Raw genomic sequence first — 19,883 nt, forward strand, 5'->3', positions numbered from 1 at the left:
GAAAGCTGGGTCCCCTATTTAAATGCTCTCAGGCGATCTTCTCCACCCGTACGGCGCAGACTTTTAATTCGGGTATCCTGGCCACCGGATCGCGGGCCGGGTTGGTCAGCCTGTTGATGGCCACGTCCGGGAAGTGGAAGGAGGTAAAGACCACACCCGGCGGTACGGTATCCACAACCCGGGCGGTTACTTCCACCTGACCCCGGCGGGAAACAACCCGCACCCGTTCGCCGTCGGCAATGCCCAGAGCCCGGGCGTCGGCGGGATTTATCTCCAGGTGCTCCCGGCCGTAGTATTCTTCCAGGGCACCGGTGCGCAGAGTCATGGTCCCGGTATGATAGTGGAAGTGCCGCCGGCCGGTATTAAGTATGAGCGGGTATTCTTCGTCGGGCTGCTCGGCCGGGGGTACGTATTCCACCGGATGGAACTTGCCCAGCCCCCGGGCAAATTTGCCCGCGTGCAGGATGGGCGTTCCCGGGTGATCGGGAGCGGGACAGGGCCAGACCAGGCTGCCGTTCTCCAGACGCTGGTAGGAAATGCCGCCGTAGGAAGGGGTGAGGCGAGCAATCTCTTCCATAATTTCCGCCGGTGAACCGTACTGCATGGGATAGCCCATAGCAGTGGCCACCAGGCAGATGATCTGCCAGTCAGGTTTGGCTTCCCCAACCGGTTCAATGGCCTTGCGCACCCGCTGCACCCGGCGCTCGGTATTGGTAAAGGTACCGTCCTTTTCGGCAAAGCTGGCAGCGGGCAAAACCACATCGGCCAGCCTGGCCGTTTCGGTGAGGAAAATATCCTGCACCACCAGGAAATCCAGTTTTTCCAGGGCGTGAATCACATGGTCCGCATCGGGGTCGGAAAGCACGGGATTTTCGCCCATGATGTACATTCCCTTGATTTCTCCCCGGGCAGCGGCTTCGAGCATTTCACCCACGGTAAGCCCGGGAGTGGCCGGTAGTTCACCCACTCCCCAGGCCTCCGCAAATTTTGACCTTACTTCCTCAAGGGTAACACTCTGGTAACCCGTGAGAACGTTGGGCAGGGCCCCCATGTCGCAGGCCCCCTGTACGTTGTTCTGCCCCCGCAGGGGGTTCACGCCGCTGTGGGGCTTGCCGATGTGCCCGCAGAGCATGGCCAGGTTGGCTACGGCAAAAACGTTATGGGTACCGCAGACATGCTGGGTGAGGCCCATGGTATAAAGAATGGTGGCGTTTTTAGCTGTGGCGTAGCCCCGGGCCACTTCCCGGATGATGTCCGCACTGATACCGGTAATTTGTTCCACATATTCGGGAGTGTACCTGGCTACCGTTTCTTTAAGGGCTTCAAACCCTTCGGTGCGGGTGTCCACAAATTCCTTATTCACCAGGTCTTCGGAGATAATCACATTGGCCAGACCGTTCAGTAAAGCGATGTCCGTACCTGATTTCAACCGCAGGTGATAGTGGGCCAGGCCGGCTACCTCCGTCCTGCGGGGGTCCACCACCACCAGGGTGGCTCCGTTGCGTACGGCCTTTTTAACCTGCAGGCCGATGATCGGGTGTGACTCGGTGGTGTTGGTTCCAATGGCCAGGATAAAATCGGCCCCTCCAATGTCACCAATGGGGTTGGTCATGGCCCCGCTGCCAAACGCTGCCGCCAGACCGGCGACAGTAGGCGCATGTCAGAGACGGGCACAGTGGTCGATATTATTGGTTCCCAGCACGGCCCTGGCGAACTTGCTCATCAAGTAGTTTTCTTCGTTGGTACACCGGGCCGAACTCAAGACCCCCAGGGCGCCGGAACCATATTCCTTCTTGATGGCGCCCAGCCTTTCGGCCACCAGGCCGATGGCCTCCTCCCAGGTGGCTTCCTCAAAGATACCGTTGCGCTTGATCAGGGGTCTGGTCAGCCGGTCGGGATGGTGGATAAAACCGTAACCAAAACGGCCTTTCACGCACAGGGCCCGCCCGTTGACCTCCCCGTCACAGGAGGTAACCCCTACCACCCGGCCGTCCTTGACATTGAGATCAAAGGTGCAACCGGTGCCGCAGTAGGGACAGGTGGTGCGCACTTTCTTGACTTCCCAGGTGCGGGCACTTGAGCGCAGGCCCTTTTCCTGGAGGGCCCCCACCGGGCAGACGGCCACACAGTTGCCGCAAAAAACGCAGTCGGAACCGGCCAGGGTACTGTCCATGGCCGGGGTGACCCTGGTGTTGAAACCCCGGTAGGCAAAATCCACTACGTTTTTGCCCTGGATTTCGGCGCAGGCCCGCACGCACTTGCCGCACAGGATACATTTATTCAAGTCCCGCACTATGAAGGGGTTATCATCTTCAATGGGGTAACTGTGGCGCTCCCCGGCAAAACCGGCCTGCCGGACGCCGTACATGTAGGCGTAATCCTGCAGGCGGCAGTCGCCGTTCTTACCGCAGGTCAGGCAGTCCATGGGGTGGTTGGCCAGTAAAAGTTCGATGATGGTTTTCCGGGCTTCCACCACAGCCGGTGAAGCGGTATGAACCACCATGCCGCTGGTGGCGGTGGTGACGCAGGAGGCCGGCAAGTTGCGCATGCCCTCGATTTCCACCACGCACAGCCGGCAGCCGCCCCACGGGGTGAGATCCGGGTCGTGGCAAAGGGTGGGGATGAAGATTCCCGCCTGCCGGGCTGCCTCCAGCACGGTGGTTCCGACCGGTACGGTCACCTGCTTCCCGTCTATGGTCAAGGTGACTTCCGCCACTTAATTCTACCTCCTTCCGGAAAGATACTGTCGCCTAAACTACCCGGGCCAGCGGTCGTCCCCCTGGACCGCTCCCGGGGACGACCGCTGCCCTTCCTTTCCCGGCTTCGGCATCGGCATCTAACAAAGATGCCGGGTAACTATCACGCTTGCTTTTTCCCTTCCAGTTCCTTTATCCTGGATAAAACCCCTTCCAGACCCAGGGCCTCAGCCCAGGATACGGGAACAAACTGCCCGTCCTTTTTCAGCATCGGGGTCAACGGTTCATCAACGTAGAGCAGCTCCAGGCCCAGGCGGCCCTTGAGGCACAGGGGCCGGCCGGGACCGGGCTCTTTGGCCGTTATACCAATTACCTTGCCGTTTTTAATGTTCAAATCAAATGTGCAACCGTTTTCACAAAAAGTACAGGTGACGGTTTTCTTTTCAATTTCCCAGGTCCGCCCCTTGCCGGCCATGGGCTTATAGGTCAATGCCCCCACCGGGCAGACGGCCACACAGCGCGCGCAATAAACACATTCCGACTCACCCAGGGGCACATCCATAGCTGTAACCACCCTGGTGTTAAAGCCCCGGTAGCCGAAGTCAATCACACTGCGCCCGGGAACGGCCTGGCAGGTGCGCACGCATTTACCGCAAAGAATGCACTTGTTCTGATCCCTGATGATATAAGGGTTGGAATCATCCAGGGGGTAATTTTTCCTCTCACCGTGAAAGCTGGTCTGCCGGACCCCGTACATAAAGGCGTAATCCTGCAGGCGGCAATCCCCGTTTTTCTCGCAGGTCAGGCAATCCTGGGGGTGATTGGCCAGCAGCAGGTCGATGATGGTCCGTCTGGCTTCAATTACCGCCTCCGAAGCAGTATAGACCACCATTCCCTCAGCCACGGTGGTCACGCAGGAGGCCGGCAGGTTACGCATCCCCGGAATCTCCACCACACAAAGGCGGCAGGCCCCGAACCCCGGTATGGCGGGGTCGTGGCACAGGGTGGGGATAAAAATCCCTGCCGACCGGGCCGCCTCCAGCACGTTGGTGCCGGCCGGTACGGTCACCTGCTTCCCATCTATGGTCAAAGTAACATTGGGCACTTTTATTCCCCCTTATCCCTCACTACAACGGATATATCACTGCGTCCTTCCGGCGTAAATGTTCAGTGATCCCGCTATGGTGCCGCGTTGTTCACACTCACTCCAGTGCTCCGCGCTGACAAAATGGTTTCTATCGTATAAGCTAAAAATTCTCGCCGCAGCGGCATCAGAAAAAGCCTTAATTAGTTGCAATAAACCGATGCCGCTGCCATACTCGCTTCGGACCGGACTGGCGGCGCTGCAAATGCGGCATTGGTCTGCGGCCGCTCACGCCTTTTCCACGGCACCGAACTTGCACTTCTGCATGCAGTTGCCGCACTTGATACACCGGGAGGCATCGATAACATGGGGCTGTTTCTTTTCACCGCTGATGGCTCCAGCCGGGCAGGCCCGCGCACAGGCTCCACAGCCGGTACATTTCTCAGGATTAATGGTGTATACCAGAAGAGCCTGGCAAACATGGGCCGGGCAGCGCTTGTCCTTAATATGGGCCTCATATTCATGGCGGAAATAACGCAGCGTGGACAGGATGGGGTTGGGACAAGTCTGCCCCAGGCCGCACAGAGCCGTGTTTTTAACCACCCGGGCCAACCTCTCCAGGGTTTCAATATCTTCTTCTTTACCCTGGCCTTCGCAGATGCGGGTGAGGATTTCCAGCATGCGTTTGGTACCTTCACGGCAGGGAGTGCACTTGCCGCAGGATTCAGCCTGGGTGAAATTCAGGAAAAACCGGGCCACATCCACCATACAGGTAGTCTCGTCCATAACCACCAGGCCGCCGGAACCCATGATGGCCCCCGCGGAGGTGAGGGACTCGTAGTCGATGGGCAGGTCCAGCTGTTCCTCGGGCAGGCAGCCCCCGGAAGGTCCGCCAATCTGCACTGCCTTGAACTTCTTGCCATCCCTGATCCCGCCGCCCACACCAAAGATAATTTCCCGCATGGTGATGCCCATGGGCACTTCCACCAGACCCGTATTGTTTACCTTGCCGGTCAGGGCGAAAATCTTGGTGCCCTTGCTCTTTTCCGTACCCATGGCGGCATACCAGGCACCGCCGTTGCGGATAATCAGGGGTACATTGGCAAATGTCTCCACGTTGTTGATGTTGGTAGGTTTACCCCACAAACCTTTCTGTGCCGGGAAAGGTGGCCTGGGCCGCGGCATACCCCGGTTGCCCTCAATGGAGGTTAACAGGGCTGTCTCCTCGCCACAAACGAAAGCCCCTGCACCGGCTTTTATCTTAATGCGGAAATTAAATCCGGAATTCAGGATGTTGTCTCCCAGAAGACCGCACTCCTCGGCCTGGGCAATGGCTATTTTCAACCGGTGAATGGCCAGGGGATACTCGGCCCGCACGTAAATGTAACCCTCGTCGGCACCCACGGCATAACCGCAAATCAGCATCCCTTCCAGCACCGCATGGGGGTCGCCCTCCAGCACGCTGCGGTCCATAAAGGCTCCCGGGTCGCCTTCGTCGGCGTTGCAGACCACATACTTCTTGTCCCCTTCTGCGGCACGGACAAAGCTCCATTTCATCCCCGTGGGGAAACCGGCGCCGCCCCTGCCCCGCAAACCGGAAGTCTTGACTTCTTCAATTACCTGCTCGGGGGTCATTTCAAACAACGCCCTGGTCAGGGCCAGATAACCATCATTGGCCACATAGTCGGCAATTTCTTCGGGATTGATGTGCCCGCAATTGGCAAGCACCAGACGCTTTTGCTTGGCGTAGAAGGGAACGGTCTCGTAGGTGAGGGATTTTTCACCGGTGGCGGGATCAACGTAGAGCAGGCGCTCAACCACCTGCCCACCAACCAGGTGGCTGGCCACAATTTCGGGGATGTCCTCCAGCTGGACACGGGTGTAGAAAACTTTCTGGGGCTCTACAATCATCAGCGGACCCTGTTCGCAAAAACCGTGGCAGCCGGTAATTTTTACCGTCACCTTGTCCTGCAGGCCGTGCCTGGCCAGCTCTTCCCGCAGAGCATCCACCAGTTTGCGGGAACCGGAAGATGTACAGCCTGTACCGGCACATATGAGAACCTGCCGTCTGAAGCTGTCCGCAGGCAGGTGAATATTCTCCAGAAATTCCTTGAACCTGGCCCGGCAGTTTTCATCATCGTGACACAGGGGCCCCTGCTGGCGACATTTAATATAATCCTGGCAGGGGCTGGATGGAGAATGGAAGCACTTTTCACAGCATTTATCCATTAATGACTTCATCTCTGGCACCGCCCCCTCATTACTTGTACTGTTCAAGAACCTCAGCCGCCCGCTCTGGAGTCAGCCGGCCATGAGTATCGTCATTAACCATCATCACCGGAGCGAGACCGCAGGCCCCCAGGCAGGCCACCGTTTCCAGGGTGTAGCGCAGGTCGGCGGTGGTTTCATTTTTACCCACACCGAGTTTCTCCGACACCGATTGAAATACCCTGGCCGCTCCCCGCACATGGCAGGCCGTCCCCTGGCAGATCCTGACAATATTCCGCCCCCGGGGTTTCAAATGGAACTGGGCGTAAAAAGTGGCCACCCCAAAAACCTTGCTGAAGGGAACTTTCAGCTCGGTGGCAATCCTCTGCATCACTTCCCCGGGCAGGTACCCGTAAATTTCCTGAGCTTCCTGCAACAGCGGGATGAGTGCCCCCTTGGTGCCCCGGTACTGCTCAAAAACCTTCTCCAGGGCTTCTTTTTTAGCCGCATCATCCTGACCGCATCCACACTGACAGCTCACCAGAATTTCCCTCCTCCCATTACTTTCCCCAGAGGCCCGTGCGCCGCAGGCGCCCGGACTGACTAGCGGGTATAAACTACCCTCTCCTCAGTAACCAGAATGTGCACCGGGCAATCATGGGGCCCGGTTAAAATGTGCGGGCGGATCTGCACCTCAAAAGCCAGGGCCAGCCAGACGGTATCCGGTCTGGTGCGGGGCAGAAAGCGGTCGTAAAAGCCTCCCCCGTAGCCCAGCCGGTTGCCCTGGAGGTCAAAGGCTACCCCCGGTACGATCACCAGATCCAGCTCTTCCGGTTCCAGGGGTCGCAGGCATTCGGGACGCGGTTCCAGAATATCCCACGTTCCCGGCGCCAGGTCCCCGGGAAAATCCAGCAGCAGGGACGGCACCAGGCGTTTACTGGCTACGTCAGTCAAAGGCACAGCCACCCTTTTGCCCCGGGCCATGGATTCCATGATCAGGGCGCCGGTCTGCACCTCGTTGCGAAAATCCACATAGGCCATGAGGGTCCGGGCCCGTTGAAACTCCTCCAGGGACAGCACGCGGCGCAAAATCCGCTTACTTTTTTCGGCTACTTCCCCTGGAGAAAGGCTGCCCCGTGCTTTTAAGACATCCTTTCTTAATTCGCTTTTATTCACCGGAAATCCTCCAGATGTCAGATTTCAATAAAAATTTTTAATTACTCCCTGCAGAAACAAATTCGCCGGCACTTCCGCAGTTCCTTCCCGTGCCGACATTTAATATTTACCTGCATATAATTACCACCGGCTGTTAAAGCCCGGACAGACCATGCTGAAAAAATAAAGCGGAAAGGATGTCTATCTTTTAACGGTATGTTCATTTATTTTATAGGAAAAGCGATCCTTAAGAAACAATCTGGAAAGGTTGCCATAACAAAAAGCGTAAATTGCCCCTACGAACAACCCGCCGCCTACGATATTGCCAAGGACAACAGGTAACTGGTTATCAAGCCAGAACTGATTCCAGGTTACCGGTGCACCGGCCCAGATCCCGGCAGGGATAAAAAACATGTTGGCAATGCTATGTTCAAACCCCATGGTGACAAAAGCCATGATGGGCAGCCAGATCCCCAAAACTTTACCGGCTGCATGATCCGAAGCCATGGCCAGCCAGCAAGCCAGGCAAACCAGCCAGTTGCAGCCGACACCGCGCCAGAAGGCCTGCTCAAAAGTAAGGGAAGTTTTCGTTACGGCAGTTTTCTGGATCCAGCTCAGCCAGGGTTCGGTGGAAAGAAAGCCGGAAGACATAGCCAGATAAACTACAAATATTGCCCCCAGGAAATTTCCCGCGTAAGCTAAAAACCAGTTTCTCCAAAGTTCGTTAACACTCATTTTACTCTCCAGCAGACCTACAGTATTGTACATTACATCACCGGTAAACAGATCCGCACCGCCAAGTATAACCAAAATCAGGCCGATGGGGAAGAGCGCACCACCAATGAATTTGGTCAGTGTGCCAAAGCTTTCCTGGGGAAGACCAGCCACCACGGTAACCATTAATAAAGCTCCAAAAGCAATGTATGCACCGGCCAGGAAGGCAAGCATTAAAGTCTTCAAAAACCCCGTCCTGGCTCGCATGGCCCCTACATTGCCGCAGGATTCCAAAACTTCCGCCGGTTTTAGAACGGCCATCGGTTAATTCCCTCCTTAAAACTTGATGTTACCAGCAATATCTGGTCATACAGAAATAAGTCTCTGCTAGAACCTGACTTTTTCTTGCATCACCTTCCTTTTATAATTTTTTGAATTCAATCAATAGCTATTATATTGGCGCCATTGGGCCCCGGCAATTTTAGAAAAGAATGTTAAATTAAAATCGGATTTTAATAAAATAAATTTAAATAAATAACAAAAAATTAAATTAAATAATTAAAAACCCAAGATCCAAAACAAGAAAAAATAAAACCCCTTTTAAGCGGGGTATCAGGATATTGATATACTCTTTATGTGCCCCGGTTTTACAGCAGGAGCAACCTGCAGTGAGCCCGCCGGGCCAGGTATATTTTACGTTTTTATCCTGTAAATTTTCAACGGCCTGCCCACCGAACCATACTTTTGATCAATATCCAGGAGGCCACATTGTTCCAGATAATCAAGGTAACGCCGGACGGTAACCTTGGAAAGATTCACTCCCCCGGCTACCTCATCGGAGGATACGCCATTTTCTTTATTACGCTCTAGAAACCTGACCACCTGTTCCAGTGTAATCCTGTTCAAGCCCTTGGGAAGTTCCTCAGGAAACCTTTCCATTTCTTTCCTCTTAGTTGGAGTAACCGCATTCCCTGCGGAGGGATGCCCTTCGCTTTGAGCAAAACTGACCACCTTGCCCAGTTCGTTGGCCAGGGCCTGCATTCCTTCCACCATCTGGTTAAAAGCCCGGGCCAGTTCACCAATCTCGTTCTTGCTGTGAACGGCCACAGGTAACCCCGGGCTGCCCAGGACCACCTGCCTCGTACCCGCAATGATCTCCTGCAGGGGATCGATAATGGTGCGCTGGGTAAAAACCCAGACCCCCAATCCTATTGCCAAGGTCAAGACCACTGCTACCAGACCCATTATTTTAAGTGAACTGTACAGTATGGTATCATAAATGGCCCTGGGCGCTCCTACATAAAGCATACCAATAATTTTTCCGCTATCATCTGTTATTGGTTTATACGCGGTCTGATATTTCCTGCCGACCACGTAAGCTTCACCGACATACTCCTGCCCGGCCCCCAGCACCTTTTGAACCACTTCACTGGAAGCACGGGTACCAACAGCCCTGTTGCCGTGTTTATCACGCACGGTAGTGGTTACGCGCACATCATTTAAAAAAATGGTACATGAATCACCGGTCAACCTTTCCACATAATCGACAAGGGCATAATTACCGTTAATTTTCACATTACCCTTAAACAGCACACCGTCTTTAACCTTCCAGGAACCGGGATACTGCAAATTAATCAATGCTTCCACCGTAGCCAGGTCGCTCATGGCCTTGGTCTCCGCAGCCAGAAGTGCGGTAGCCCTGGTTTGAAAAAAAACCGCCAGCATGAAACCCGCGGTCATGACAATTATTGCCCCAACCACGAGTAAGGTGATTTGTTGCTTCAAAGAGCGCATAGGTGACCCCTCACCTCACCCGCCATACGAAAAAGAAATAAAAGAGACGGCTACTCGCAGCCACCTCCATACCTATACTTCACTATTCTATTTTAATTTTATGAAATCCTCCAGGTATTTAATTTTTTATTAATAAACAGAAAAGAATGAGGAGATGGTTACACCGATCAGTGATATTCAGCCGTGACTTCTTTTCCCATATGCCGGAGCAGGTCGATCAGTCTTTCGATGGTCTGCCGTTTATAACCACCAGCGGCTGCCGGGTTGACGGCCAGCCCCACGATAAAATGTACCCAGTCCGCCCTGAGCAGGGTGGCCGCCAGGCGGCTGGCCCCATCTCTGGCTTTTTGTAAAGTTTCGAGGGGCACATCCTGGCGCAGGTGTTCCAGGGCATAGAGGACCGTCAGGGTACCCTCGGTAACCAGGTCAATGCCGGAAATAAACCCCACCGGCGGCACCCGGTCGCTGCGGGTGGAAAGGTCCACCTCTATTTTCCTGCCCAGAACGCGGGCCACAATGCTGGCCGTGGTACCCCCGCAGACCACCTTCGTCCCGGGCGAGTGGACCAGTTTTCCCACCACCAGGGCATCAAGGGACCGGTCCGCAGGAGGGCCAATCAACACCGTCACCTGCCGGGGGCAAAGGGCTCTTACCACCACCACACTGGCATCGTCGCCGGGTCGCCCGGCATAAAGCTGACGGCATCGCTCGATTAATTCTCTGGCCCAAACAGCGGCGTCCAGGTTTTTGGCGGCCAGTTCTAAAAGAAAGCCGCGTACCCCTTGCCAGCCCCAGCCCTGGCTCAGAACGCCCCCGATACCTGCGTGCACCACCCCGTCGCTGATCAGCACCAACCAGTCCCCTTCCTGGAGTTCGAAAAAAGCTTCCGAAACATCTTTATCATTGATAATCCGGCGATTCCGGCTGACTTCCTTCAGTTGTTCCCCGTGGCCGAGAAAAGCTTCAGGGTTATCATATTCCACTAAATAAGCCCGGCCGCTGGCCATAACCTGCAGGATGGAAAAGGTGCTGTAGGCCAGCTTACGTACCCTGCAGGTGGGTAGGGTCTGGGCCAGGGTTTCAATGACCTCCTCGATTTCTCCCCCCATGCGCAGCATGGTGGCTGCCGTTTTGGTGGTTAAAGAGGAGAGAATATTGGCCTTCACCCCACTGCCCAGGCCATCGGAGAGGACCACAATAGTAGAAGAGCGGGTTTTGACTACCTCGATGCTGTCGCCGCAGAGCTCTTCCCCGGCCTTACTTAGCTGAGCCCTCCCAATGTCAAGGGAAATTTTCATGAAAACTCGCCGCTGAAGTACCCCCGATTTTATTCGAGGGAAGAGAGCGGCTCACCCCCCCTTATCTACAGCCACTACTCCTGCGTCAGGCGGATCAACTGGCTGAGCAAAACCTTGGTCTCCGCCGTGGTTTCCCCCAGCAGGCCGGCAATTTCCTGGGCCACCTTCATTTGCTTGTTAATGACCTCCTGAGCCCGCTTGATGGTTTGGTCCTTCATTTGCCTTAACTCTTCCTGCTGGCGCTTCTCGTGGGTAATGTCCACCAAAATGCCTACCACAACCTCCCCTTTTTCCAGGGGAAAGATCACTTCCCGGATGATCCGGTCGTGTTCATCATAGGTATGCAAAACGTTCAGGGATTCCCCTGTCGCCAGCACCCGGCGGAAATTGGTGGCGTCGATCAGCTGATCCAGTTTTTGGCCGTGAACTTCCTTATCCTGCCAGCCAAACATCTCCCGGACCGCCGGGTTGGCCTCCAGGATCTCCAGGTTCCGGTTCACAATAATGCAGCCGTTGGGCATGGCACCGATCACCAGGTTGGACATGGATTCCGCCCGGCGCCGCATATAGGGAATACACATCTGCACCTCGGCCATCCCCCAGTACACCGCCGCAGCCTTTTCCCGGCAGGAGTTGTAGCCGCAGGCACCGCAGTTCAATTCGTCCTCGGGACTGTACTTGCCCGTCTGGGCCAGTATTCGCCTGATGGCTTCTTCAGGCGGGTCGGGCCGGTGAATCCTGCGTTCCCGGTAGCGCCTCCGGAGCATGTTCAAGGGCAGGGGCTGGGTCTCTTCGTCCTCCTTGAGGGGAGCCGCGGAGGATCTGGCCCGGAAATATTCAATGATCCTCTGGCGGCGCACGAAGATATCCCCGGCAGTCTCCATGAGGGGGCCGGCAATGCACCCGCCGCTGCAGGCCAGCAATTCCATGAAGGCCGGAGGGTTTTCAATCTGCCCCCGCTGCAGCTGGGAAAGGAAATCAATACAATTGTTCAGCCCGGAGATGGCCACCACCCGGGTATCCAGCATGTCCGTGCTTAAAGATAAAGTATGCAGCGCACCGCCTTCTACAGGAAAAAGACGCGCCCGCTGTGGATGGGGAGGGTCAAAGTCAACGGCTTCAAACCGGTCGGGGGAAAGCCCTTCCTCCTTGAACCACTGCCAGAGTTCGTCAAATCCCAGCACCTCATCAATGGCATCGGGAAATTGACTGGCTTCTTCTTTTTTGGCGATACAGGGCCCGATGAAGACCACCCGGCTTTGCGGGTGGTTTTGTTTGATCCACCGCCCGTGGGCGACCATGGGGGACACCAGGGGAGCGAGCATGGGAATTAACTCCGGGTAATGTTTTTCCACCAGGTTCACCACCACCGGGCAGGCTGTAGAAATGTACGTGCTGTCTTTAGGTAATTGCTTTTGCGCCCGGCAGACCAGTTCGGCCCCCCAGGAAGTTTCCTGCACCAGGGCAAATCCCAGGGCCTTGAGCATGGCGGGAAGGACAGGGACATACCCGGGGGGCAGTACCGCGGCAAAGGATGGAGCCACGCTGGCCGCCACCGGCTCGCCACTGGCCACCAGCTTCTTAACCCGCTCCAGGCTTGAGGACACCTTTTTGGCCCCCTGGGGGCAGGTTAAAACACAGCGCCCGCAGAGGATACAAAGGTCTTCCACAATGCGGGCACGCAATTTATCGTTTTCCGCCTCGATGCGGATAGCCTTCACCGGACAGGAACGGATGCAGCGGTAACAATCCCGGCAACGGTCGGCCACGGTGGTAATGGGAAAGGTTGCTCGCTCACCCACTGAAAGCCCCCCCTTGAAAATAGTTGAATTCTACGATAAAGGACGGGGTTCCTGCCCCGTCCTAAACCACCCAGGGTGGCTCGGCCTTGATGGCAATCCTGGTCTTAAAGATTTCTTCGGCGTTATCCAGGGTTACGTTGGTAATGATTTCATCGTTGACTTTAATGCTCACACCCCGGTCGCAGTGTTCCAGGCAGAAGGTTCCCTTCAGCTGCACGTAATCGGCGATACCCATCTGCCGGGCCAGGGCCATGAACTTGTTTAAAATATCATAGGAACCCTTGAGGTAACAATTGGTGCCCACGCAGACCGCCACTTCCACCGGGCGCTCATCCCGGCGGCCGTTCAACTCTACGGGTTTGCCGCTGATGCGACGCCGCGGGTAGTAGCGGGTATGCAGGGCCTGATGGGTGTTGGCGTTGGCCGGGCCGCCGAACCACCGTTCCAGAGCCCTGGTGACAAATATGTTATCCTGTGGCCTGTGCAGCTGTTCCGCCCGGTCCAGGGAATAAAGGCCTTTCATCCGCCCCAGCCGTGAAGCGGTATTGTTCGGGTAAGGCTGGCCACCGCCGCCCAGGCAGCCGCCGGGACAGGCCATCACCTCCACAGCATGATAGAAAACTTCCCCCGCTTTGATGCGACCGATCAGTTTTTCCGCATTGGCCAGGCCGTTTACCACCGCCAGCTTGAGGGTTTGCCCGCCTATTTCCAGCTCGGCTTCTTTTATTCCCTGGATACCCCGTACCGGGTAAAAATCCACCCGGCCCACATCGCCGGCTGACCGGTGGGCGGTAATAAAGCGTACCACCGACTCCATAACCCCACCCGAAGCACCGTATATGACCGCCGCCCCGGAACCCATGCCCAGGGGATTATCAAACATTTCCGGTTCCAGCTCGTTGAAAACGATACCCGCTTCCCTGATCATCCGGGCCAGTTCCAAGGTGGTGAGGACGAAATCCACGTCGGGAACCCCTCCGGTGGTAAACTCGGGCCGCCTGGCTTCAAATTTTTTAGCTGTACAGGGCATCACCGATACGCAGACCACCTGTTCCGGGGTCCTTCCCATCTCCCGGGCATAAAATTTTTTGACCAGGGAACCGAACATTTGCTGGGGCGACCGGCAGGTGGACAGGTTATCCAGGAGGTCGGCGTGGAACTGCTCGGCATATTTTACCCAGGCCGGACAGCAGGAGGTGAACAGGGGCAGCCTGCCCCCCTTTTCCAGCCGGCCCAGCAGCTCCATCCCTTCCTCAATGGTGGTCATATCGGCGGTAAACAGGGTATCAAAGACACGGTCAAAGCCTATTTTCCGCAGGGCGGCTACCAGCTGCCCGGTGGCCTTTTCCCCGGGTAAAAGGCCGAATTCCTCGCCGATGGCCACCCTGACTGCTGGAGCCACCTGCACCACCACCAGCTTTTCCGGATCATGGATGGCATCCCAAACCCTATCCACTTCCGGCTTTACGGTCAGGGCCCCGGTAGGACATACGGCCACGCACTGGCCGCAGTTAACACAGGCCACCTCCTGCAGGGGCTTGCCAAAGGCGGTGGTTACCCGGGTTTTGGAGCCCCGGAAGGCAAAGTCCCAGATCCCCAGGCCCTGGATTTCCTTGCACATGCGCACGCAGTCGCCACAGAGGATACATTTATTGGGGTTCTTGACTATAGCTGGAGAAGTATCGTCCACCGGTAACTTCTTATCCCTTTGCCCGAAGCGTACCTCCGTAATCCCCATCTGGCGGGCCAGCTGCTGCAGTTTACAGCTGCCGCTGCGCTCGCAGCTGGTACACTCCCGGTCGTGATTGGCCAGGAGTAGTTCAATGATCATGCGGCGCAGCCGCCGGGTGCGGGGAGTGCTGGTGTGAATAACCATGCCGTCAACGGGAGGCGTTGAGCAGGAAGCCACCAGCCCGCGGCCTTCCACTTCCACCATGCACATACGGCAGGCCCCGTAAACGCTCAGTTCCGAATGGTAGCAAAAGGTGGGCAGTTTGATACCGGCCCGGCGCACCACTTCCAGAATGTTCCTGGCATCACCTATTTCCACCACACGACCATCAACGGTAACTTTTCCCGTGGACATAACCGTCGACACTTCCTTTCTTTCCAATATCAGGCAGTGTAAACAGCACCGAACTTGCATTTCTCCATGCAGGTACCGCACTTGATGCACTTAACCGGGTCGATGACGTGGGGCTGTTTCTTTTCGCCACTGATAGCTTCTACGGGACAATTCCTGGCACATAATCCGCAGCCCCTGCATTTTTCCCGGTCAATAAAGTAACTGAGCAGTTCCTTGCAAACTCCCGCCGGGCATTTCTTGTCCCGGACATGGGCTTCGTACTCATCGCGGAAGTAGCGCAGGGTAGTGAGCACAGGATTGGGAGCAGTCTTACCCAGGCCGCAGAGGGCACCGTCCTTGACCACCAGGGCCAGCTCTTCCAGAAGGTGCAGGTCATCCTCCGTGGCCTTGCCCCTGGTGATTTTGGTCAGAAGCTCCAGCATCCTCCTGGTACCTTCCCGGCAGGGAACACATTTACCGCAGGACTCGTTTTGCACGAAGGTCATGAAAAACTTGGCCACTTCCACCATACAGCTGTCCTGACCGATGACCACCATACCGCCGGAGCCAATCATCGCCCCCGCCTGCTGGAGGGAGTCGAAATCCAGGGGCAGGTCCAGGTGCTGCTCCGTCAGGCAGCCTCCCGATGGTCCTCCGATCTGCACCGCCTTGAACTTTTTGCCTTCCCGCAGCCCGCCGCCGATGGAAAACACTACCTCCCGCAGGGTTATGCCCATGGGCACCTCTACCAGACCGGTGTGGGCCACCTGACCGGCCAGGGCAAAGGTCTTGGTTCCCGGACTGCCGGGAGTGCCGTACTGCTTGAACCATCCTGCTCCACGGGAAATAATGGGGGCCACGTTGGCCAGGGTTTCCACGTTATTGATGACGGTCGGGCACCCCCAGAGACCGCTCTGGGCGGGGAAGGGAGGACGTGGCCGGGGCATGCCGCGCTGGCCCTCGATGGAGGCAATGAGAGCTGTTTCCTCGCCACAGACAAAGGCACCGGCACCTTCTTTAATGTGGATACGGAAAGAAAAGCCGCTGCCCAGAATATTGTCGCCCAAAAGACCGGCAGCCTCCGCATCGGCCACGGCTTTCTTCAGCCGTTTAACCGCCAGGGGGTATTCCGCCCGTACATATATGTAGCCCTCGTCGGCACCAATGGCATAACCCGCTATCATCATCCCTTCCAGTACCCGGTGAGGTGCCCCTTCCATCACACTGCGGTCCATAAAGGCCCCGGGGTCACCTTCGTCGCCGTTGCAGATAACATATTTTTTCTCCCCCGCGGCAGAACGGGCAAAAGCCCATTTCCGGCCGGTAGGGAAACCTGCTCCACCGCGACCGCGCAGGCCGGACTCCAGTATTTCCGTAATCACCTCTTCGGGAGTCATCTCAAACAGGGCCTTTTCCAGGGCCCGGTAGCCGCCGTGGGCAATATAATCATTAATATCCTCCGGATTTACCAGGCCGCACAATTCCAGGGCTATGCGCACCTGGTTCTGGTAGAAGGGTATATCTTCCTCCCTGGCCACCACCTGACCGGTAACCGGATGGTGGTAAAGCAGCCTTTCCACCGGCCGGTTGTGCAGGATGTGTTCTTCGACAATCTCAGGAACGTCTTCTTTCCTGACTTTTAAATAAAGGACCCCTTGCGGTTCAAAGCGTACCAGGGGACCCATCTGGCAGAACCCGTGGCAGCCGCTGATATTCAAAGCGGTTCCGGCGTCCTCTTCTTCCCGAACCAGCTCCACTTTATAAGGTAATTCCCTCCTGGCCAGTTCTTCCCGGAAGGCCTCATATACCCCCAGGGAGCCGTTGGCCACACAACCCGTGCCGGCACAGACCAGGATGCGTAATTTTTCTTTTTTCAGGGCTTTCCCGGCCCGTTCTGCAAGTGCCTGCAAATCCTGTCTTGACTTAAGCATGGGCTTCCCTCCGTTCTTCCTTGCTTTCCCCCGACTTTATGGCCCGCAAAACCTGTAATATACCTTCGGGCGTCATCTGGCCATGCACTTCCCGGTCGTTAATGGTCACCACCGGGGCCAGCCCGCAGGCCCCCAGGCAGGAAACCGTCTCCACTGTAAACTGCAGGTCGGCGGTTGTCTGCTCGCCCTCCGCAAGTCCCAGTTCCCTGCGCAGGGCAAAGTGGATCGGTTCCGAACCCCGCACGTGACAGGCCGTACCGTTACAAACCCGGATAACATACTTGCCCTTGGGAACCAGGGAAAACTGGGCATAAAAAGTAGCCACGCCGTAGACCACCGCCGGTGGAATTTTTAAGGCCGTAGCCACGCAGGTCAGCACCTCTTCGGGCAGGTAGCGGTATTCCTGCTGCACTTCCTGCAGGATGGCAATTAAATGGGAGACCTCGCCCCCGTGACGGGCGATAATTTCCTGTAACTTTTCAAACTTTCTGCCCGTTCCCTCCATACATACCCCTCCCACTCTTCAAAAGCTTTAGATTTTACTGATTCAAATTTTAATGATTTTTCCGCCTATAACAATGAAAGCTAAATAAACAACATAAAACACATAAGACTCTTAAAAAAAGAAAAAAAACCCGTGGCGGGGTTTAATTACAGATGCGCTGCAGAATTGGAACCTGCCGGGCGGCAGTCGTCCCGTTTGTTAACAGTCTGATGACAGGATCTATCAGGAACTGAACAGGTTGACCAGGGAATATATTTTTAACGGCCTGCCCACGGTGCCATATCTTAAATCAACCTTAACATAACCGATCTGCTCCAGGTAATCCATATAACGTCTTACAGTTACCCGGGAAAGCCCCACCCCGGTGGCTATTTCTTCCGAAGAAACACCCGTTTCATTATGTTCTTCCAGGTAGGAGAGCACCTGCTTTAAGGTTGCCTTATTAAGACCTTTGGGAAAATCCGGCCATAATTCCTGATCGCTATTATCCTCCCCGGAAGGAACCGGCTGGTTTCCCGGCAACATACCGGGAGAACCGGGTGTGGATGATGTTCCCGCTGCCTCCTGCCTGGCGGCAAGCTGCAGAACCAGCGGCTGGATAACCTCCAGAATTTCCCTCATGACCCGGATTAACTCATTTATTTGCCCGGCACAGGGCGGGACAACCTCCCCTGTTAAAGGCCTGCCCGCTTCCCCTGCTTCGTTGTTCTCCCGAACCTGACCCTGCCGCAGGTATAGCCACAGGCCGGCCCCACCAAGCAAAAAGGACAGGCCCCCGAAAGCCACGTTAAGTACCAGAGCGTAATGCACAAGCCTGCTAACCTGGCCGGTACTCCCGGTTATCAGGATATAAAGTATAACAACCAGGTTATAAAGGATCGCCAGGCCGGCCCCGGCAGCAGCCAGCAGGATAAAAAAAAGCAGGTTATACTTTACATAACTCATTATCATTACCACTCTCCCGGCTGCATGGTGAAAAGCCCTGGCTTATCCCCTTCCAGCCCTTGCACCAGTACAGGCATGGCACCTACTCTCAAAAAACAATTCGCCGGTACGCCCAATGTTCCTGCCCGTACCGGCATTGCTCTACCCGGAAGATATTACTATAAATTCATAATTCAAAGTTTAAAAAGTCGCAAGGCAAGTTCATAATCTTTCCCGGGATTGTATCAGTAAAATAACTAAACTTTATTATTATTATTTTTTATCCCAGCAGGAAATCAACCGCTCAAGGTAGAATAAAGTTGAAGTGTAGTTCTCCCGCCCCGGTGAATTCAGTCGCAAGACGGCTATCCCGGCTGCGGAAGGGGTTGGGTATATTTTTACAGGTGAATATCTGGCTCTCCGAGCCAAAATACCTAAGGCGCTTTGGGGCTATGGTTTTTGGCCGTTAGGGTGCGCTGGGAAACCGGCGTGCCTTCCATTGCGAAAAGGAGAGCTGAGCCGGGTAAAGATTGCCGGGCAAGCTTTGCTTTTCGCAATGCTGCCCGGCATTTCATTTTACCACGGAGACTCTGGCCAGGGACAGTTCTAAAAAAAAACCAGGGTATTGCCCTCAGGTGAAAAGAAAGGAGCAGCACCGGGGAGTGACTTTACTTTTTCTTTACGGGAAACGCAATATCACCATATTCGACCGGAACGGCATGCAGTCCGGCAGCGCCCTGATTGTAAGTGAAATGCCGCTGACAATATTCCTGAACGATGTGGAACTGGCCACCCTGACCTGTTCACCCGGCGCCTGCGAGGAACTGGCCGTGGGCTTTTTGCTCAGCGAGGGCCTGGTTCAAAACCCTGCGGACATCAGGGAAATTACCTGCCGCGAAGAAGACGGGCTGTTGTGGGTCCAAACCGATTCCCCGGTACCCCAGATGGAAAACTTTTTGCGCCGCCACATCGCCAGTTGCTGCGGCAAGAGCCGCGCTGCCTTATATTTTGTAAACGACGCCTACCAGCTGAAACCCGTACAATCCAAACACGTGTTTGCCGCCCCTCACATTTTGCGCCTGATGGGCCTGCTGGAGGAGAAATCTGCCACCTTCCACCTGACAGGTGGGGTGCACTGTGCCGCCCTGGCCGATGGCAGGAACCTGCTGGTCATGTTCGAGGATATAGGCCGCCATAATGCCGTAGATAAAGTTTTAGGCCATGCTTTTCTATAACGTATTGCACCTGCGGACAAGTGCCTGTTGCTGAGCGGCCGTGTTTCCTCGGAAATCCTCATTAAAGCGGCCCGCAGCGGTATTCCTCTGGTGGTGTCACGCTCGGCACCCACCCTGCTGGCCGTGGACCTGGCCGAACAGCTGGGCATAGCACTGGTTGGTTTTGCCCGCGGGCACCGCTTGAACGTTTATAGCCATGGAGAGAAGGTGGTAACGCAAGCATCCGTTTAAAAACGGCTGAAGCAACCCGGCTATCAGTCAGCCGCACTGGATCGGAACCCCCATCCCTTTAACCCGGAGTTTACAGCTGTGAAAAACAGGCTTCATATGCTCCGAGCCTTTCTACCTAAAGCTTGTATGCCATGGTAAAAGGCCGCCGGGTAAGCCTGGAAACGGGCTTGCCTCCCGTGGTTGGAAAGGAGCTGCGATTTGTCGGTAAGGACCGGACCCCACCGTCTTTTGGACGGTTTCC

At 55.7% G+C, this 19,883-nt stretch carries 13 protein-coding genes, 1 pseudogene and 2 riboswitches; of the genes and pseudogenes, 1 reads left to right on the top strand and 13 read right to left on the bottom strand.

Annotated elements, in window-relative coordinates:
- Positions 1-28: 28 nt before the first annotated feature.
- The 13 genes from fdhF to BUB44_RS05460 form a co-directional block, all read right to left on the bottom strand.
- The gene (fdhF, locus tag BUB44_RS05400; RefSeq protein ID WP_083543106.1) at positions 29-2,716 is read right to left on the bottom strand and encodes a formate dehydrogenase subunit alpha; all 2,688 of its coding nucleotides are present in this window, start codon (positions 2,714-2,716) and stop codon (positions 29-31) included.
- A gap of 143 nt (positions 2,717-2,859) precedes the next feature.
- On the bottom strand, positions 2,860-3,801 hold the full coding sequence (locus tag BUB44_RS05405; protein WP_073163847.1) for an NADH-quinone oxidoreductase subunit G: 942 nt from the start codon (positions 3,799-3,801) through the stop codon (positions 2,860-2,862).
- A 267-nt stretch (positions 3,802-4,068) separates the two neighbouring features.
- On the bottom strand, positions 4,069-6,021 hold the full coding sequence (nuoF, locus tag BUB44_RS05410; protein WP_073163850.1) for an NADH-quinone oxidoreductase subunit NuoF: 1,953 nt from the start codon (positions 6,019-6,021) through the stop codon (positions 4,069-4,071).
- 19 nt (positions 6,022-6,040) lie between these two features.
- Positions 6,041-6,529 (bottom strand): NADH-quinone oxidoreductase subunit NuoE, encoded by a 489-nt coding sequence (nuoE, locus tag BUB44_RS05415; RefSeq protein ID WP_073163852.1) that lies wholly within the window; start codon positions 6,527-6,529, stop codon positions 6,041-6,043.
- Between the two features lie 62 nt (positions 6,530-6,591).
- Positions 6,592-7,164, bottom strand: coding sequence for a 5-formyltetrahydrofolate cyclo-ligase (locus tag BUB44_RS05420; protein WP_073163855.1), 573 nt, complete (start codon positions 7,162-7,164; stop codon positions 6,592-6,594).
- A gap of 180 nt (positions 7,165-7,344) precedes the next feature.
- Positions 7,345-8,178, bottom strand: coding sequence for a formate/nitrite transporter family protein (locus BUB44_RS05425; protein WP_073163858.1), 834 nt, complete (start codon positions 8,176-8,178; stop codon positions 7,345-7,347).
- A gap of 372 nt (positions 8,179-8,550) precedes the next feature.
- Positions 8,551-9,651 (bottom strand): cache domain-containing protein, encoded by a 1,101-nt coding sequence (locus BUB44_RS05430; protein WP_073163861.1) that lies wholly within the window; start codon positions 9,649-9,651, stop codon positions 8,551-8,553.
- Positions 9,652-9,818: 167 nt separating this feature from the next.
- Positions 9,819-10,949 carry a SpoIIE family protein phosphatase gene (locus BUB44_RS05435; protein ID WP_073163863.1) on the bottom strand — a complete coding sequence of 377 codons (1,131 nt, stop codon included), beginning with the start codon at positions 10,947-10,949 and terminating at the stop codon, positions 9,819-9,821.
- Positions 10,950-11,023: 74 nt separating this feature from the next.
- Positions 11,024-12,751 (bottom strand): [Fe-Fe] hydrogenase large subunit C-terminal domain-containing protein, encoded by a 1,728-nt coding sequence (locus BUB44_RS05440; RefSeq protein ID WP_083543107.1) that lies wholly within the window; start codon positions 12,749-12,751, stop codon positions 11,024-11,026.
- A 61-nt stretch (positions 12,752-12,812) separates the two neighbouring features.
- Positions 12,813-14,837: a [FeFe] hydrogenase, group A gene (locus BUB44_RS05445; protein WP_073163866.1), complete on the bottom strand. Its 2,025-nt coding sequence runs from the start codon at positions 14,835-14,837 to the stop codon at positions 12,813-12,815.
- A 29-nt stretch (positions 14,838-14,866) separates the two neighbouring features.
- Positions 14,867-16,747, bottom strand: a complete 1,881-nt coding sequence (gene nuoF, locus BUB44_RS05450) for an NADH-quinone oxidoreductase subunit NuoF (RefSeq protein WP_073163869.1) — start codon at positions 16,745-16,747, stop codon at positions 14,867-14,869.
- Complete coding sequence (locus BUB44_RS05455; protein ID WP_027356648.1) at positions 16,740-17,252, bottom strand: NADH-quinone oxidoreductase subunit NuoE family protein; 513 nt, start codon at positions 17,250-17,252, stop codon at positions 16,740-16,742. The genes nuoF (BUB44_RS05450) and BUB44_RS05455 overlap by 8 nt, the downstream gene beginning before the upstream one ends.
- 222 nt (positions 17,253-17,474) lie before the next feature.
- Positions 17,475-18,197 carry an HTH domain-containing protein gene (locus BUB44_RS05460; RefSeq protein ID WP_165611014.1) on the bottom strand — a complete coding sequence of 241 codons (723 nt, stop codon included), beginning with the start codon at positions 18,195-18,197 and terminating at the stop codon, positions 17,475-17,477.
- A gap of 385 nt (positions 18,198-18,582) precedes the next feature.
- A riboswitch (molybdenum cofactor riboswitch) is annotated at positions 18,583-18,704 on the top strand.
- A gap of 224 nt (positions 18,705-18,928) precedes the next feature.
- Here BUB44_RS05460 and fdhD point away from each other — a divergent pair.
- A pseudogene (fdhD, locus tag BUB44_RS05465) lies at positions 18,929-19,642 on the top strand (formate dehydrogenase accessory sulfurtransferase FdhD).
- A gap of 87 nt (positions 19,643-19,729) precedes the next feature.
- Positions 19,730-19,850: riboswitch (molybdenum cofactor riboswitch) on the top strand.
- Positions 19,851-19,883 lie beyond the last annotated feature (33 nt).

Source organism: Desulfofundulus australicus DSM 11792 (assembly GCF_900129285.1).
In the GTDB taxonomy this organism is placed as follows: domain Bacteria; phylum Bacillota; class Desulfotomaculia; order Desulfotomaculales; family Desulfovirgulaceae; genus Desulfofundulus; species Desulfofundulus australicus.

Coding starts and splice junctions, on each gene's coding strand:
- nuoF (WP_073163850.1), bottom strand. CDS start 6,021: ATGAAGTCATTAATGGATAAATGCTGTGAAAAGTGCTTCCATTCTCCA.
- BUB44_RS05425 (WP_073163858.1), bottom strand. CDS start 8,178: ATGGCCGTTCTAAAACCGGCGGAAGTTTTGGAATCCTGCGGCAATGTA.
- BUB44_RS05435 (WP_073163863.1), bottom strand. CDS start 10,949: ATGAAAATTTCCCTTGACATTGGGAGGGCTCAGCTAAGTAAGGCCGGG.
- nuoF (WP_073163869.1), bottom strand. CDS start 16,747: ATGCTTAAGTCAAGACAGGATTTGCAGGCACTTGCAGAACGGGCCGGG.
- BUB44_RS05430 (WP_073163861.1), bottom strand. CDS start 9,651: ATGCGCTCTTTGAAGCAACAAATCACCTTACTCGTGGTTGGGGCAATA.
- BUB44_RS05460 (WP_165611014.1), bottom strand. CDS start 18,197: ATGAGTTATGTAAAGTATAACCTGCTTTTTTTTATCCTGCTGGCTGCT.
- BUB44_RS05455 (WP_027356648.1), bottom strand. CDS start 17,252: ATGGAGGGAACGGGCAGAAAGTTTGAAAAGTTACAGGAAATTATCGCC.
- BUB44_RS05445 (WP_073163866.1), bottom strand. CDS start 14,837: ATGTCCACGGGAAAAGTTACCGTTGATGGTCGTGTGGTGGAAATAGGT.